Consider the following 15,882-nt stretch of genomic DNA (forward strand, 5'->3'; position numbering starts at 1 on the left):
CTTGCTGGTTTTATCGTAGAATCCTTGGTATAACTCACTTTTCATCACTTTTTTTCGGTTTTCATCATATCTCATTCTGTGTGTCTAAGTACATTCTGGTCTAAGTGATTTTCCGTTTACCTCATGGCATCGGATGTTACATGCGGCAACACGAGAAATGGAATATGTAAAACGGGAGCAGATGAGCATGTTAAACGGAAGCTTTGCTTTACGAGAAGCAATCAGCCAGCATATTCGGCGTACACGGGGCATTCAAACTACACCCGACGAGATTGTTATCGTGAATGGCTCCATGCAGGCGATTGCTATCCTGACTCATTTATTGATTAACCCTTCTGATTCGGTAGTCATGGAAAATCCATGTTACGCAGGAATCGAAAAAGCTGTCTCCGTAGTAGGGGGAGTTCCTGTATTTAGTGATGTAGACCAGCAGGGGATGCAGGTGAATGATTGGGACGCACGATTATTATTCGTCACGCCTAACCGCCAATTTCCAACAGGTGCTGTACTTTCTCTCGACAGAAGACAACAGCTTTTACAGTGGGCAATGAAGAATTCTGCCATGATTGTGGAGGATGATTATGACAGTGAATTCCGTCATAAAGGCAGACCGATTGAATCTCTGAAGGTACTTGATAACTCTGGTGTGGTGATTTACATCGGTTCCTTTTCCAAAACACTGTTACAGGATCTGCGAATCGGATATGCTATCCTGCCAAGCTATCTCGTAGAACCATTTGTCAAAGCAATGCGCCTGTTTGAGCCTTATCCCAGTTCCATGCTGGAGCAAAGCACACTTGCCAAGTTTATGAGTAGCGGGATGTACGAGCGCCATTTACGAAAATTAAACCGGGTATATCGGCAAAAATACGAGGTGCTGCAGACAGCATTCAAACAAAAACTGTCCTCGGTGTTTACAATTGTGGATGCTGATGTCGGAACACATTTGTATGCAATCTGGAACGGTTCTATGGAGTCATATCAGGCATTTCGAGCCGTTTGCAGGAAGCGAGGGTATAACTGGACTGACGCAACTGCAAATTTTCATAGAAATTCGATACCTTCTGCTTGCTTTGGGTTTACGCATTTGACGTTACAAGAGATTGAAGAAGGGGTGGAGGGAATATCTACTAATATCGATAGTATCATGATATAATTTGTTTTAGTATATTTTGGCAAATTCCAACAAAATATCCCACGTTATCACACTGAGGGAGAGGATTTCTGTTGCAAAAACCGGAGCGAAAGCCAAGTGACAGGAGAATCAAACGCAAACGAAAAAACAGGCGAATCCGTTTGTTTCTGGCAAGCATTTTACTAGTATTCTTGATTGCAATCGGCACATCTTTCGCTTTTTTCAATGAAGTCGATCAGGCACTGGATCAATGGACAAGTGATCCATTCAAGTTACCAGGAAATGAAAAAAAGGAAGTCACATATCAGGATAACAAGCCACTCTCATTCGTTATTTTCGGCACAGATAATCGCAAAAAGACAGGTTCTCAAAATACGGATGTCCTAATCGTGGCGGTGGTTAATCCTGCTACTCAAAAGATGACAATGGTTTCACTTCCACGGGATACACGAGTAAAAATTCCCGGCTATAAAGGCTATCACAAAATTAATGAAGTCTATGCAAGTGGTGAGGCAGAAAGAAGAAGTGCGGAAAGCAAAGGGCAACCGGTTACGGAAAATGGCGTCACTCTACTAAAGAAAACGCTGACAGAAATGTTGGGGATTCCTGTAGACCATTACGTAAAAATTGATTTTGAAGGGTTCAAAGGTGTTATCAATGAACTGGATGGAATTGAGGTAACTGTGGATCGTGACCTCAAATATAATGACCCTTCCGATGGGACACGTATCAATTTAAAGAAAGGTCGTCAACTTTTAGATGGAGAACAAGCACTTGGTTATGTCAGACATCGGCTTGATTCAAGAGGAGATGCCTATCAATCAAGTGACTTTGACCGGAATCGCCGTCAACAAGAAGTGATCAAAGCGGTAACAGATAAGATTATGTCGGTCAAAGGTGTTGCTTCTATCTTTGATATCATTGGAGTTGTTGGCAATCATCTTCACACAGACCTATCCAAAGATCAAATTAAGGGATTGGCCATGAACTATAGGAATTTTTCTTCTGAAAGTATCATTTCTTTAGAAAATGGGGCGGTTTGGAATTCCATAGTTCTATATACTTTGATTCCAAATGACAAGATGCAAGCGATTCGCTCTACCTTACAGCAAGAAATGGGCACGACAACAACCGCAAAACTGGATGATGCAGCGATTGCCGAGTTTGCTAGTACAGAAGTAGCTGTGCCGTCGAAAGGTAAGAAGACAACCCAAACTACCAAGTCAAGTAAAGCAACAAACCAGAAGACGGAAACGAAAACACCGCAGCAAAGTCCAGAGCAAAACACGACACAAAATCCAACGCAACCTTCGACACCACCACCAGATAGTCAAGAGTCAGTCGATCGTCCACCGGATATTCCACTAGTTCCTGCATCATAAAATAAAGATGACAAGGGGGAAGTTTTCATGGGATTATTTGACGGGATCATGGGAAATGCATCTGAAGTGAATCCAGACGAAGCACAAAGGGAGTTTGCTAAAATCTTTGCAAAAAGTGAGCGAGTGGAGAGGGCGTATAAACTCATTCGAGACATGTTTATCTTTACAAACAAAAGGCTCATTTTGGTTGATAAGCAAGGTCTTACTGGTAAAAAAGTAGAGTATCGTTCCATTCCTTACAAGAGCATCACCCAGTTTAGTATTGAGACAGCGGGAAATTTTGATCTGGATGCTGAATTGAAAATCTGGATCTCAGGTAACCCGACACCGATTCAAAAGCAATTTAACAAAAACCTCGATATTTATGAATTGCAAAGTGTATTGGCTGAATTTGTTACGAAATAATCAGTTAATGAGTGATTATCCTTTTTTTTCCGTTGCCTTGTTTTTTATGAAAAAATAGTGCAGGATACCCCTCACTTCAGTGACGGGGAGGAATGTGCTTCGGACAAGGATGGGCATCAGCCCGTTCAGTTGTCCGACCTTCCATCTGGATTAACACTTTCACTAATTAAATGGTATAATTATCCTTAGTGAAAGGTGGTGAAAAAATGGAAATGACGATTACAGCAAAAATCAAAATCAGTCCTACGATAGAGCAACAATCCTTGTTGCAAGATACCGTTCGTGCCTATCAAATGGGTTGTAACTTTGTATCTTCTCTTGTCTTCCAAAAGAAAGAACTTGCCCAACTTAAACTGCACAAGATGACCTATGAAGTGTTACGAAATGAATATTCTTTACGGTCACAAATGGCACAATCGGTCATGAAAACGGTAATTGCTCGCTATAAGTCAGCGAAATCAAATGGCCACGAATGGAAAAAGGTGCAATTCAAGAAACCTGAGTACGACTTGGTCTGGAATCGTGACTATTCCCTAACGAAAGATTTCTTTTCTATTAACACACTGGAAGGTCGAGTGAAAGTACCGTTTGAAACAAAAGGCATGGAACGATACCTTGATGGTTCTTGGTCATTCGGAACAGCCAAGTTAGTCATGAAGTATGGCAAATTCTTTTTGCATATCCCGATGACTAAAGAGATCGAATCGGTTTCGGAACAAAATATCAAGCAAGTCGTTGGAGTGGATTTTGGGATTAATTTTGTGGCAAGCACCTATGATTCCCAAGGAAAATCTTTATTTTTTAATGGTAGAGCCATCAATGACAAGCGGTCGCATTACAAGCACCTTCGAAAACAACTTCAACAAAAACAAACGTCCTCTGCTCGCAGACGCTTACAGGCGATTGGACAACGAGAAACCCGTTGGCAAGCTGACGTGAATCACACGGTCAGTAAGGCACTCGTTACCCGATATGGAGCAAATACATTGTTTGTCATTGAAGATTTGTCCGGTATACGTCAGGCAACCGAACGAGTGAGAGTACAGGATCGTTATCAAACGGTGTCTTGGGCCTTTTATCAGTTGCGTCAGATGCTTGAATATAAGGCTTTGTTACATGGATCAAAAGTGATTGCCGTTGATCCAAAATATACTTCTCAAACATGCCCAAAATGCGGTCATACGAACAGAGCAAATCGTAATAAAAAAAAGCATACGTTCTGCTGTAAAAACTGCTCTTATCAATCGAATGATGATCGAATTGGAGCCATAAATCTTCAACGAAAAGGAATCGAGTACATCGTTGAAGTGACTGCATAGGTATGACCTGTGTGGTTGGGTAGCTGTCAATCTGCCCTGATGTATCAACACGTTTTCGAACGTCAAATGGTAGGAGTTTCGTCATGAAACGCTCGTGACTACTGGTTAGATACAAGCTTGTCAATTTATTGACGAGTCATTGACTCTTGAACACTCCTGTACACAGATTTACTTTATGATACGAAGTAATGAATCTTCAGTTTCTGTCATTTGAATAATTCCTGTAAGGAGCTTTTTCGATGAAAACTCTGGCCAAAATTCTTGTGAAGATAATGACAGGGATAGGAGTATTTCTATATTCCTTCCTCGAAGCATTTATGTATTACGTCATGTTAAGCCCAAATGATAATGGTGAACCCACAACCATCGATGATTTTAACGATCTGTTTGTTTTTACACTTACTAAACTCATCTTTTTTGGGCTCTACTATTTCTGGTTGTGGAGCAAAATCAGTAAAAGCTTGCATTACGATAAGGTATTGCTTTCATTCATCATGATCAATGCAGGAATGTTTGGTTTATTCTTGCTTCCTGTTGCTGACCACCTCGTAGTATTACCGCCCTTCCTCGTTAACATTGGAATTGTACTTTTTGGTATTGTGGTATTATTTAAATCACGCAGAAATCCTAACCCCCTTCTAACTTTACGATAGTGGGGGTTTTTGTGGCATAATAGGGTAATTATGTTTTAAAGAAAGAGGGAATCATCTGTGATTCTGCATTTTTTAGGAACGAGCTCGGGAGCGCCCACTTCCAAACGGAATGTTAGCGGGTTAGGGCTCTGGTTTATTCAGAGAGGGAAGTGGTGGCTGTTTGATTGCGGGGAGGGTACTCAGCACCAAATCATGCGCTCACCTTTGAAGCTCAGTCAATTAGAGAAAATCTTTATTACCCATCTGCATGGAGATCATTTGTACGGGTTGATCGGTCTTCTCGCCAGTCGGTCGTTACGTGGCGGAGCGCCAGATGAAGTCCAGTTATTCGGTCCCCCAGGAATTGATAAATATGTTGATAGCATCATGAGAGTCAGTCCTGTTCATTTGCAGTATCCGCTAACCATTCGGGTAATTGCCGAAGGGCAGGTTTATGAGGACGATGAGATGATTGTCTCATGTGTACCGGTCGAACATCGCGTACCAGCGTTTGCTTATTCCGTTGTAGAAAAAGAGAAGCCAGGAGCATTTCAGGTCGAATTAGCCAAAGCAAAAGGAATTCCCTCAGGGCCACTCTATGGGCAATTGAAGCGGGGAGAAGCCATACAGCTTCCTGATGGACGTGTGTTTCAACCCGATGAATTCCTGGGGCCTGTACAAAAAGGCAGAAAGATTGTGATTAGTGGAGATACAGGTCCAAGCGGGGCTTTAAAGCAACTCGCTCGTGAAGCAGACGTGTTGGTGCATGAAGCGACATACGCTCATCCTCATCTGGATTTGGCGGAACGAAGTGGACACTCTACAGCATTGCAGGCTGCACAGCTTGCCTTGGAAGCCAACGTCAACCAGTTGCTCCTAACTCACATAAGCCCGCGCTATGAGGATGCAGAGGGAGGGATTGGCCTACCCGAACTGCTGGGCGAGGCGCAGGAGGTTTTTCCACAAACCATTCTCGCACATGATTTTTTGGAACATATTGTCAAGCGATATAGATAGCAACAAAACGGTTATAACCGTTTTGTTGCCCGCAAGCGGTCATATTCATATTAATGAAAAACGTCGAGACGTTTTTCACAGTGAAAACGCCATGATATAATTTACCAAATTGTGAACGAAAGAAGGAGTTCCCAGTGTAAATCAACCCCTATTTTTTGATTAATGAAGTGAGTTTTGCAATCACTACATCAAAAGAAGGGGTTTTTTGTCATGGAAAAAAAACATGTACGGTTTCTTTGGGCTGGTCAAACACTGGCAAACATCGGCGATATTCTTTATCTGGTTGCTTTAATCTCGATTTTGTACAATGTGAGCGATTCAGCTCTGTTTACCAGTCTGGTTCCGCTGGTTTTTGTTTTTGCGCAGCTAATTAGTGGTGTATGTGCACCCCTGTTGTTTGATCGGTTTTCCTTACCTGGCTTGCTGGTGCTATCTCAAAGTATGAAAACGATATTGCTGATCAGTATGGCAGTTTTATACGGATTATGGACTACGCCGTCTACTGTTTTTCTTGCGTTTGTCTTTATTTTTTTCATCGCTTTGTCAGACGGGATTGCGACACCAACCCGCAATGCCATACTGCCTCGATTGGTAGAAAAGACCCTTTTACTCCGAGTAAACAGCTTGTTTGGCACAACAGATCAGGTAGTTCAGTTTCTGGGTTGGGCATTCGGTGGCGTGAGTGTTGCGTTGTTTGGCGGTACCAATGTGTTGTGGCTGACGATCGGGCTTTACATTCTTGCGACCTTGATTCTCATCCCGCTTCAAGTGGAAAAGAGCGAACCGGTTCCAAAGGCATCCCGATTTCACTCAATAAAAGAAGGCTGGCTGGAGCTATGGAATAACCCAACTTTGAAAGCCATCACCGTACTGGATATTCTGGACGGATTAGCAGGTGGTGTGTGGATCTCAGCGATTCTTCTCGTCTATGCGAAGCAGGTGTTGCATCAAGGGGAAGAGATGTGGGGCTTTCTCAATGCAAGCTATTTTGTGGGGATGATCGTCGGTGGTTTACTGGTCTATCGATTGGCTGATTGCCTGAAAGAGCGAATCGGCTTGTTCATCGTCTGTTCGATCGGAATATCATGTTTCCTGACGTATCTCTTTGGCATGACAAGATATGCATGGGCAGCGATCCTGCTTTCTGTGATTTTTGGGCCTGTACACCAGGTGCTTATTATGGGAAAACAATCGTTGATTCAGCTTAACTCTCCGACAGTCACTCTTCCCAAAGTGCTTTCTGCCAGAAGTACCATCGAATACGTTTCTTTTGGACTATCGGTTCTCGCAGTGAGTGCGATTACAGACCATTTTGGAGCAGAAGATGCCTATCGATTTGCAGCCGCTCTGCTCGCATTGGCAACCATTTGTGCGATCAGGAGCAAGAGGTATTTACGATATAAGGAATTGACGCAGCATGAAAACTTGCTATAATAGTCAAATTACGTGTCATCAGCATGTGAAGAGGTGAATGTTCTTGAAACGATTGAAATTTGCATCGGTAGAAGATTGTATTCAGCATCTGATCGAGGAACAGGTGCAGCTCATTTTAGAATACAAAGATGAAGACAGAAAACAAAAACAAGTCACCCTGACTCAGGAACGCATCCGTGAAGTAGGAGAGTATCTTTCCAAACCAGGTGCGTTGGGGTATTACCGCAAAGACGGGATATTTTATGAGATCATTGCTGAACGGCTGAAATAGGCCAGAGATAAAGAGAAAAGAACAACAAGAGCAGGAGAAGGTGGAGAGAGTGAAACAAACTCGTAACGGCAAGGCTCTGACTGTCAGGTACAGCATGTTCATCCTTGGTCTTGCTGTCATGGCTTTCGGGTGCATGCTCTGTATTCAGGCACAGACAGGGGTATCCCCGTGGGACGTTTTTCATATCGGATTGTACCAGACATTCGGGTTGACGATTGGAACGTGGTCGCAAATTGTAGGTGCAGTCGTCATTTTCATCTCTTATTTGACGGCAAAGATCAAGCCGAATATTCCGATGGTGTTAAATATGATATTGTTCGGATGGTTTCTTGATTTCTTTATGTGGCTTAATCTGATTCCGCAAGCAGAGACGTTGTTCACACAGTATCTCATGTTTGCGATTGGACTGTTCGTTATGGCAGTGGGAATTGGAATGTACATCTCACCAAGACTAGGGGCTGGGCCACGTGACAGTCTCATGTTAGCGCTAAATGAGAAGCTGGGCTGGAGCATCCAACGGGTCCGGCTGGTAATCGAAGTCGTCGTGTTGATTGCAGGCTGGTTCATGGGTGGGCCCGTTTCGTTTGGTACAGTATTGATCGCTTTATTGACGGGGCCACTTATCCAAAGAACCATTCCGTTTTGGGAGAACGTAATGAAAAAGCCTTATGGAAGGGCTTCTGATGAAGGAGCGGAAATGAAGGTAGCTGTATAATGAGAGTGGGAAGCTTGCCCTAGTGGCAGGCTTTTTTTAGTATCATAAAGTTCATACACTTTAAAGTGTTAAAGTGTATGAACTTCTCCATTTGTGTGAGCCCGTTAAGAAAAGATTTCGTCCGTTTGCCGTCTCCTTGGAAGTGATACCGAGAGAAAGAACGGAGAAAGGAAAAAGAATCGACATCCAACCCCTTTAGGGGCGCGAAGCGTTTGGCGATTCCCTTTCGCAGTGAAAGAACGGACTTTATGATCTTCTTTGCAAGCTTCCACAGAGCATAAAAGGGACGAAGTCTTTTCTTATCTTCATAATTCCTTCACAACTTTTTTCTACAATAAGCTTGTTTGTAAAGATGGCTAGATTGTAGGAGGAAGAACTTCATGAACAAGACGTTATTTATTGCCATTTCTATAGCTGCCAGTTTGGCCGTGACTGCTTGCGGGAATGCGACAAAAACCCAAACAGCAAGCGTGAGCAATGCACAACCACAACAAGCGCAGGCATCACAAGCATCACAAGCACCAGCGTCAAATCCACAAGCCTTATCAAATATTGAGAAAACAGGTGGGTTTATTTACACGGCAAACCAGGGAGGTATCTCCAAAGTAGATGTTGCCAGTCAGAAGGTGATCGAGACAATCCAGGTAGACGGAGCTGTGCACAATATCCAGGTTTCCGATAATGGTCAGATCATTGGAGCGACCGTAGTACCCGCCAGTGGTGGACACTCATCTCACGGAGGCAGCCACGGCTCCACGAACGGATTTGCTCACTTCTATGATGCTGCCTCAGGCAAGCTGCTGCAAAAAGTAGAGGTAGGCAAGCATCCGGCACATCTCGTCTTTACGGCAGACGACAAATATGCCCTTGTTACAAATAACGAAGGCAATGATGTATCCCTTATCGAGATGAGCACCTATCAGGTTGCAGCGACAATTCCAGTGGGTAATGGACCGCACGGATTCCGAATTTCACAGGATAGCAAATATGCCTACATCGCCAATATGAATGAGGATAGTGTCAGTGTCATTGATTTGAACGAGAAAAAAGAGTGGAAGAAGATAAAAGTAGGACAAACACCTGTAACTACAGGGGTGACAAGTGACGGAAAACTTTTGACAGTAACGTTGAATCAGGAAAATGCTCTTGCACTTGTTGACCTGACTACTGATCAGGTGACAAAAGTACCTGTTGGAATAGGCCCTGCACAAGTTTATATTCAACCAGATAACAAATTTGCTTTCGTAGCAAACCAGGGAACCAAAGAAGCACCATCTCATTCTGTCTCGAAGGTTGACTTGCAATCCAAAAAGGTGACGGCAACGATTGAAACAGGTAAAGGTGCACATGGAGTGACTACTAGCGAAGATGGTCGTTTTGTCTATGTAACTAACATGTACGAAAACACCGTAAGTATTGTCGGTAATCAGGTTGATCAAGTGATTGCGACCGTACCCGTTGGTGAAGAACCCAATGGAATCACATTCCTTGGCACCAAGTAAAAGTAACAAAAAGAGAGCAGCAGTCCCTCCCCGTGGAGTGGACTTATGCTCTCTTTATATTTATTGATGGGCTTTGGTTCGTTGATCCTGTTGTACACGAAACCAAATATGCAGATCGTTAATGACGCTTGCAAGGTCTGCAATTTCACTGTTCAACTGACAGGAACGGGGGAAGCTTTCCTCAAGAGACAACTCTCTTTGTTTGCGATTAATAATAAATTCAAGCTCTTTGATCCGGTCAGGGATTCTGGAGCGAATTTCTTCCCACTCAAGCAAAATGCTAGCTCTCTCATCATTCGAGAATTCTTCCCACTCTTTTGTAAGGTTTGGTATACGAATACCGAGTCGTCCATCGAGAATAAATTGATCACCCAATTTGCTCCCACTCCTTTCACTTCTATTTTATCAGAATAAGGAATCAGAAGAGAGTTGTACAGATGACGAAACGTGTAAAATGTGCCCTGAGATGTTATGATAATGAAATGATTGCTGAAATGTGGAGTGTGTGACGATGACGAACAGGAGAATCCTTGTAGATGCAGATGCCTGTCCACGCAATGTGCTGGCTATTGCGGATCAACTTTCTAAAGAGCTAGGTTGGCAACTGATCACATATGCTAGTATTAATCATCAACTGGGTGGGCCAAACCATGTCGTTGTCGATGCGGAACCACAAGCAGTCGATATGCGGATTGCCAATGAGACACATGCCAACGATATTGTGATCACACAAGATATCGGATTAGCGGCTTTGATCCTCGGCAAACGGGCAAAAGCACTGAGCCCGCACGGACGCATATATCGCATGGAAACAATCTCTTTTCATTTGGAAGAGCGCAATGAAAAAGCCCGGTTTCGGCGGGGCGGAGGTCGGACGAGAGGCCCTGCTGCACGTACACATGATGATGATCTCCGGTTCGGAGAATCACTACGCTTATTAATGGAGGATAGAGAAATTGAACAGAACGAATTCTACTAATTCGATTGGAAGTCCATTTCTTCATTGGTCATTGCTTTTTGTCATCTTGTTTTTCATTGTGCTTGCCAGCTTTCTATCAGGTGCCATCCTTGCATTTGATCAGCAGATTGTGACTGATGTTACCGAATTACACACACCCTTTCTGACGAATATCCTGCATGTCATCACACTTGCAGGCAATGGATCATTTCTGGCGCCATTTGCTGTGTTGATCATTGGAGCAGCCTTCCTGATGAAAAAGCGACTGGAAGCATTGGTACTCCTTGCCACACTGCTTGGCTGTGAGGCATTGAGCGAAGGATTGAAAGAAGTATTCGAACGACCACGACCAGACGGTTACAATCTGATTGAGCTACCGACATCGTACTCCATGCCGAGCGGCCATGCGCTGGTAGGCGGTGCTTTTTATACCATGCTGACTCTCTTGTTATCCCGTGTCTATCGCCACGTCAGTTTCGGAAAAATGATCCCGTTGATCGGTTTTGGATTCGTTACCTTGCTGATCTTTAGCCGTGTGTACCTTGGCGTTCATTACCCCAGTGACGTACTTGCCGGGCTCTCGCTAGGGCTGTCCTGGATGTTTCTCGTATACCACTTCTATTTCCGAAAACTCATTCAAGTCCAAATTGCAAACAAGTCGCAGGATATTCCTACGACTTGAATTGAAAACCGAATTCTCGCATCAGGCCGAGCCATTTTTCAACGCTTGGCCTGTTTTTTTTGTCACGAGGCAATACGATGTAGGCTGAACGTTTGGGTGGAGTACTGCCCTCCACAACAATTTCTTGTAAGGTGCCGGAAGCAAGCTCATCTTTGACACTGGATCGGGTGACAAGGGTGACGCCTAAACCCTCTTTGACAAAATCGATTGCCAGGATGGCCTTATCTACCTGAAGTTTGGGAACATATCCGGGTGGCAGAGCTTCCAGGATCCACTCATGAAATGGCGGGCCCCAGTTAACAAACAGGAGTGGCAACAAGGCCAGTTCATTTGCATGGACCGAACCTCGCAAGGTAATGGGATGGCTGGGTGCACCAACGAGAACAATTTCATCCTCGTAGATCGGGATGACTTCAAAGTTAGGCAGAGTTGGCGGGATGTATACAATTCCGATGTGAATCACTTGATCAAGCAAATACGAGATGACATCGGCAGAATGGCCTGTCTTGGTTCGAACAGCAATCCCTGGATAACGCAAATGATATTCCTTTAGAATCGGCTCCAGAATGAACGACCAGATGGAGTCAAGGCTCCCGATCGACAATCGATCCTCGTACGGCTCCAATGCTGCCACTTCATGCAGCCCTTCTTGTGCTAATTTCAGAATACGCTCGGCATAGGGCAGTAGTGCCAACCCCGCCTGTGTGATCTCCACGCTTCGTTTATCACGGATGAATAAGGGCTTACCGACGGTCTCTTCCAATTGCTTGATACGCATGGTCACTGTTGATTGGACGAGATGCAGGATCTCTGCTGCTTTCGTGAAATTTTTGGTTTGAGAAAGAGTATAAAAAGCTTTCAATTGATCGAAATCCACGCTGAATCGTCCTTCTTATGTGAAATTTTGATTACTCTATGCAAAAATGATCGTTTCTCAAATTATACCGTTTTTTGTACCCTGTATACATACTTGAAACCATGGAGAAATGAAGGTGCCGTTATGCAGCGAGAGCTTTGGAGGGAAACACCTGCTTCTGTCAAACTGCTTTTGATAATTTCTTTTATGATGAATATCGGCTTCTACGCCTTGATTCCTTATTTGACACTGTATTTGACAGGAAGTTTTGCCTGGACGGTTGCGATGGCTGGGATGCTGCTGGGTGTTCGTCAATTCTCACAACAGGGATTGGCATTTCTTGGAGGCATGGTAGCCGATAAATTCGGGTATAAGGGTACCATGGTGCTCGGTACTGCTGTGCGAGCAACCGGATTTCTCTTGTTTGCCTTTTGTCATGAGACGTGGCATTTTATCGGGGCCGCAATCTTGTCCGGATTGGGTGGAGCACTGTTCGAGCCAGCGGGAGCTGCTGCATTTGCGATTTTAACACCTGAGAAAATACGCAAAGAAGTTTTTGCTTTCCGCAATGTACTGTCCAATATCGGGATTGTGGGCTCACAAATCATTGGAATCGTTCTCTCTACATTAGATTTTTTCTGGCTATCAGTCTTTGCGGGCGGGATTTATTACGTTTCAGCACTAGTTACCTTTTTCTTTTTGCCTGCTGTACAGAGCGGTAACCAGCAGGGAAGCATGGCTTCCAGTATTGGGCTAATCTTTCGAGATAAGCCATTTATTCGTTACACATTGATTCTGATTGGTTATTATTATATTTACATGCAGATGTTTCTGGGAATTCCGCAATTTACAGAGGATTTGTTAAATAGCAAGACGTATGTAGGAACTGTGCTTGCTACTGTTTCAGTCTCGATTATCCTGTTTCAGATGAAAGTGACTCATTGGCTGGAGAATTACAACCAGCGCTTCACGTTAATTGGTATTGGTGCATTGATCATGGGTATGGGGCTGTTCCTGTTTTCTTTTGCCAGTTCCTTGTGGATGCTCCTGTTTGATGTTTTTATTTTTGCGTTGGGAACGATGGTTTCCATGCCGTATCTCGTAGATATGGTTCCTCGTTTTGCACCCAAAGAACACATTGGCGCCTATTACGGATTTAATGGTTACTCGCTTGCAATCGGTGGCTCAGTGGGTACGACGCTGGGAGGATGGGTATATGACATGGGGAAAGCCACTCATATGCCATGGCTGCCATGGTCAATCTGTCTCTTGGTCGGTGGAATTGTCGCTTGGAATCTCTATCGAATGGAATTTCGAGTAGGAGGACAATTCTACGAGGAAACTTTACCACAGAATGCAGTAACCAATCAGGCTCCCGTGCGTCTAAATAAGTAACGACTATTTTTACCTGGAAAGGGAGAGTCTGCCTTGAAAAAAAATACTGTGCCGTTTGCGTTGATGGCGATCATTTTGTGTGGGACAAGCCTGTTTCCCTCGACACAAGCTTGGGGAACGACAAAAAACACGATAAATCATGATGAACAAACAGAATCTGAGAAATGGGATTTTGAAGATGATACTCCTGTTGAGATCACCGGTGATGAGTGGCTCGATCATTTGAAGTGGAGTAAGGACGACAACCAATATACGCTGAAACTGACTTCCAACGTAGGCGATGATTCTGAGAATACACTTACCGTGCCAGCGCCGCTCTTTTTTGAGCCACAATCGTATACAGTTGAAGATGTCACGGGTGATGCACAGCCAGATCTTGTCGTAACACTGCGTGATCAGGCAGCGGGAAGCGATCTGGTTTATTGGGTTATCGAAGGCGGGAATACTCCTGAGGTTTTATATCAATCGGATGCCTATCCTCAAGGGCGGGCGACCGTATCTTCGGAAGGAGTAGCTATCACCTATTCCGTGTATGAAGAAGGAGACAGCAATGCGTTCCCGTCCAAGCGTGTAACCGAACAATGGAGCGGAAAACGTTGGAAGCTTCAGGATACATCTACACAGCGGATGGTAAAATCCAGAACCAATATCGAGATCATGGCGGCACAAAACCCACCTTACCATGAAATTGAAAAAATGATCGAAGACGTGGCAAAGGAGTACGATATCCCTGCCGCCATCTTCAAGGCAGTCGCTTGGCAAGAAAGCAGTTGGCGCCAATTTGACAGCAATGGTAATCCGCTGATCAGCTATGACGGCGGAATCGGGATCATGCAGTTAACCAATCAAACCAAATACGATCAGCAAAAGCTCAAAACCGATATCAAGTACAACCTCAAAGCTGGTGCTGAGGTGTTGCTGGAAAAACGAAGCTACACCAAAAAAGGATTGCTTCCCGAAATTGGTTCAATGGACGAGGATGAAATGGAAAGCTGGTATTTCGCCTTGTGGGCCTATAACGGGTGGTCTGTTTACAACAATCCGCATAACATTCCAAATAAGTTCCGCAAGACGGCAGCGTACCAGGATTCTGTCCTTGCCATTGCAAGAGATTACTATGCCCAACCGATCACTCGAATCTCCAAATCGCTGATCCCAAAAGAAGGAGTGCCAAATGGTACGTTATCGTATGATACTCCGCTTCCGATCCATGAGTCAGGCGAAGATTTGAAAAGAAGGCAGATTAAAGTGGGGGATACGGTAGAAGTCGCAACCTATATCACCTCTCTCAATGTAAGGCAATCGGCTGGACTTGCCGGGAAAGTCGTGGATACACTGAAGCCTGCGGAAAGAGCGGAAGTTACCAAAAATTCTATTGAAAAAGATGGGTTCCTTTGGTATCAGGTGAAGAGTGTAGATGGTTCGGGCTGGGTTGCTGGCCATTACTTGAATGCTGTACGAGATACGACCGTTTCGTTGGCTGAGCTGTTAAATAACAACTTCACTGCCATCACACCTGACAGTATGGCCAAGGATGGGCGATCCGTATATCTGGAAGCAAAAGATGCAACCGTAAACTTGCAGTCTAGAGAAAATGGCAATATCGCAAAGGTACTCATGGCACACACCACGTTGGATAGCTGGGTAAAGTGGACTGAGTCCAAACCAAAAGAGAAACTGCCCAAATCAACAAAAGGCGGCTTCTTGAAAAGCGTATCGATCAAATGGGGCGCCACCAATATTCCACTCACTCGCTCCGTACAGGTTTCCATACAAACTGATGGATTGGAGAAAGTGACGAATGCGGCCTGGACAGTGAAGGACAAGTCTGGCAAAACAACCAAAGCTACAATCAAGGAAAGTCCAAAAAATTCCGGTACGTACTCCATTGCTCCGGCGCAAAAATGGGATAAAAATCAGACGTACACGGTATACTATCATGACTTGCCCATCACCCGATTTACAACAATCAAAAAATAGATACAATCAGTCATTCCAATTTTAAAAACTTCGAGGTTCTAGGACGGATGTTTCTCTGAATAAGAATTTCGATATCTAATTAATCAAACACACCTTTCACACCGAATTTCCATAACTTTTCCATAATATTGTTGGAACTTTTATCAAAGTTCAATCGTATAATTAGTAGAGAGAGAGTCGAGAGAGAAATTTCATAGAA

16 protein-coding genes are annotated in these 15,882 nt (G+C 44.0%); 14 read left to right on the forward strand and 2 right to left on the reverse strand.

Annotated elements, in window-relative coordinates; genetic code table 11:
- The first annotated feature begins 157 nt into the window (after positions 1 to 157).
- The 10 genes from ACPW7N_RS16360 to ACPW7N_RS16405 all read left to right on the forward strand — a co-directional run bounded on the left by ACPW7N_RS16360 (position 158) and on the right by ACPW7N_RS16405 (position 9,812).
- Positions 158 to 1,156: an aminotransferase-like domain-containing protein gene (locus tag ACPW7N_RS16360; RefSeq protein ID WP_425652175.1), complete on the forward strand. Its 999-nt coding sequence runs from the start codon at positions 158 to 160 to the stop codon at positions 1,154 to 1,156.
- Positions 1,157 to 1,227: 71 nt separating this feature from the next.
- Positions 1,228 to 2,517 (forward strand): LCP family protein, encoded by a 1,290-nt coding sequence (locus tag ACPW7N_RS16365; RefSeq protein WP_425652176.1) that lies wholly within the window; start codon positions 1,228 to 1,230, stop codon positions 2,515 to 2,517.
- A gap of 27 nt (positions 2,518 to 2,544) precedes the next feature.
- On the forward strand, positions 2,545 to 2,922 hold the full coding sequence (locus ACPW7N_RS16370; RefSeq protein WP_425652177.1) for a PH domain-containing protein: 378 nt from the start codon (positions 2,545 to 2,547) through the stop codon (positions 2,920 to 2,922).
- A gap of 206 nt (positions 2,923 to 3,128) precedes the next feature.
- Positions 3,129 to 4,241 carry an RNA-guided endonuclease InsQ/TnpB family protein gene (locus tag ACPW7N_RS16375; RefSeq protein ID WP_425652178.1) on the forward strand — a complete coding sequence of 371 codons (1,113 nt, stop codon included), beginning with the start codon at positions 3,129 to 3,131 and terminating at the stop codon, positions 4,239 to 4,241.
- A gap of 239 nt (positions 4,242 to 4,480) precedes the next feature.
- Positions 4,481 to 4,894 (forward strand): hypothetical protein, encoded by a 414-nt coding sequence (locus ACPW7N_RS16380; RefSeq protein WP_425652179.1) that lies wholly within the window; start codon positions 4,481 to 4,483, stop codon positions 4,892 to 4,894.
- Between the two features lie 57 nt (positions 4,895 to 4,951).
- Positions 4,952 to 5,890, forward strand: coding sequence for a ribonuclease Z (rnz, locus tag ACPW7N_RS16385; RefSeq protein ID WP_425652180.1), 939 nt, complete (start codon positions 4,952 to 4,954; stop codon positions 5,888 to 5,890).
- Between the two features lie 210 nt (positions 5,891 to 6,100).
- A complete protein-coding gene (locus ACPW7N_RS16390) occupies positions 6,101 to 7,324 on the forward strand; it encodes an MFS transporter (protein ID WP_425652181.1) in 1,224 nt (407 codons plus the stop codon).
- 43 nt (positions 7,325 to 7,367) lie between these two features.
- Positions 7,368 to 7,595 carry a hypothetical protein gene (locus tag ACPW7N_RS16395; RefSeq protein ID WP_425652182.1) on the forward strand — a complete coding sequence of 76 codons (228 nt, stop codon included), beginning with the start codon at positions 7,368 to 7,370 and terminating at the stop codon, positions 7,593 to 7,595.
- A 94-nt stretch (positions 7,596 to 7,689) separates the two neighbouring features.
- Complete coding sequence (locus ACPW7N_RS16400; RefSeq protein ID WP_425652266.1) at positions 7,690 to 8,310, forward strand: YczE/YyaS/YitT family protein; 621 nt, start codon at positions 7,690 to 7,692, stop codon at positions 8,308 to 8,310.
- 380 nt (positions 8,311 to 8,690) lie between these two features.
- Entirely contained in the window at positions 8,691 to 9,812 is a 1,122-nt protein-coding gene (locus tag ACPW7N_RS16405) for a YncE family protein (protein WP_425652183.1), read from the forward strand.
- 60 nt (positions 9,813 to 9,872) lie between these two features.
- Here ACPW7N_RS16405 and ACPW7N_RS16410 read toward each other — a convergent pair whose 3' ends face one another.
- Positions 9,873 to 10,187, reverse strand: a complete 315-nt coding sequence (locus ACPW7N_RS16410; RefSeq protein ID WP_425652184.1) for a hypothetical protein — start codon at positions 10,185 to 10,187, stop codon at positions 9,873 to 9,875.
- Between the two features lie 136 nt (positions 10,188 to 10,323).
- On the opposite strand from ACPW7N_RS16410, the gene ACPW7N_RS16415 reads away from it, so the two are divergent.
- Positions 10,324 to 10,791: a DUF188 domain-containing protein gene (locus ACPW7N_RS16415; protein WP_425652185.1), complete on the forward strand. Its 468-nt coding sequence runs from the start codon at positions 10,324 to 10,326 to the stop codon at positions 10,789 to 10,791.
- Positions 10,769 to 11,452, forward strand: a complete 684-nt coding sequence (locus ACPW7N_RS16420; protein WP_425652186.1) for a phosphatase PAP2 family protein — start codon at positions 10,769 to 10,771, stop codon at positions 11,450 to 11,452. The genes ACPW7N_RS16415 and ACPW7N_RS16420 overlap by 23 nt, the downstream gene beginning before the upstream one ends.
- Here ACPW7N_RS16420 and ACPW7N_RS16425 read toward each other — a convergent pair.
- The gene (locus ACPW7N_RS16425; protein ID WP_425652187.1) at positions 11,442 to 12,329 is read right to left on the reverse strand and encodes a LysR family transcriptional regulator; all 888 of its coding nucleotides are present in this window, start codon (positions 12,327 to 12,329) and stop codon (positions 11,442 to 11,444) included. The two genes, ACPW7N_RS16420 and ACPW7N_RS16425, sit on opposite strands and share 11 nt — an antisense overlap.
- Before the next feature lie 123 nt (positions 12,330 to 12,452).
- Between ACPW7N_RS16425 and ACPW7N_RS16430 the strand changes: the two genes are divergently transcribed.
- Positions 12,453 to 13,703, forward strand: coding sequence for an MDR family MFS transporter (locus tag ACPW7N_RS16430; protein ID WP_425652188.1), 1,251 nt, complete (start codon positions 12,453 to 12,455; stop codon positions 13,701 to 13,703).
- A 33-nt stretch (positions 13,704 to 13,736) separates the two neighbouring features.
- Positions 13,737 to 15,683, forward strand: coding sequence for an SH3 domain-containing protein (locus tag ACPW7N_RS16435; protein ID WP_425652189.1), 1,947 nt, complete (start codon positions 13,737 to 13,739; stop codon positions 15,681 to 15,683).
- The last annotated feature ends 199 nt before the right edge of the window (positions 15,684 to 15,882 follow it).

Origin of the sequence: Brevibacillus nigriterrae, assembly GCF_049846925.1 — a bacterium.
Lineage (GTDB): Bacteria > Bacillota > Bacilli > Brevibacillales > Brevibacillaceae > Brevibacillus_H.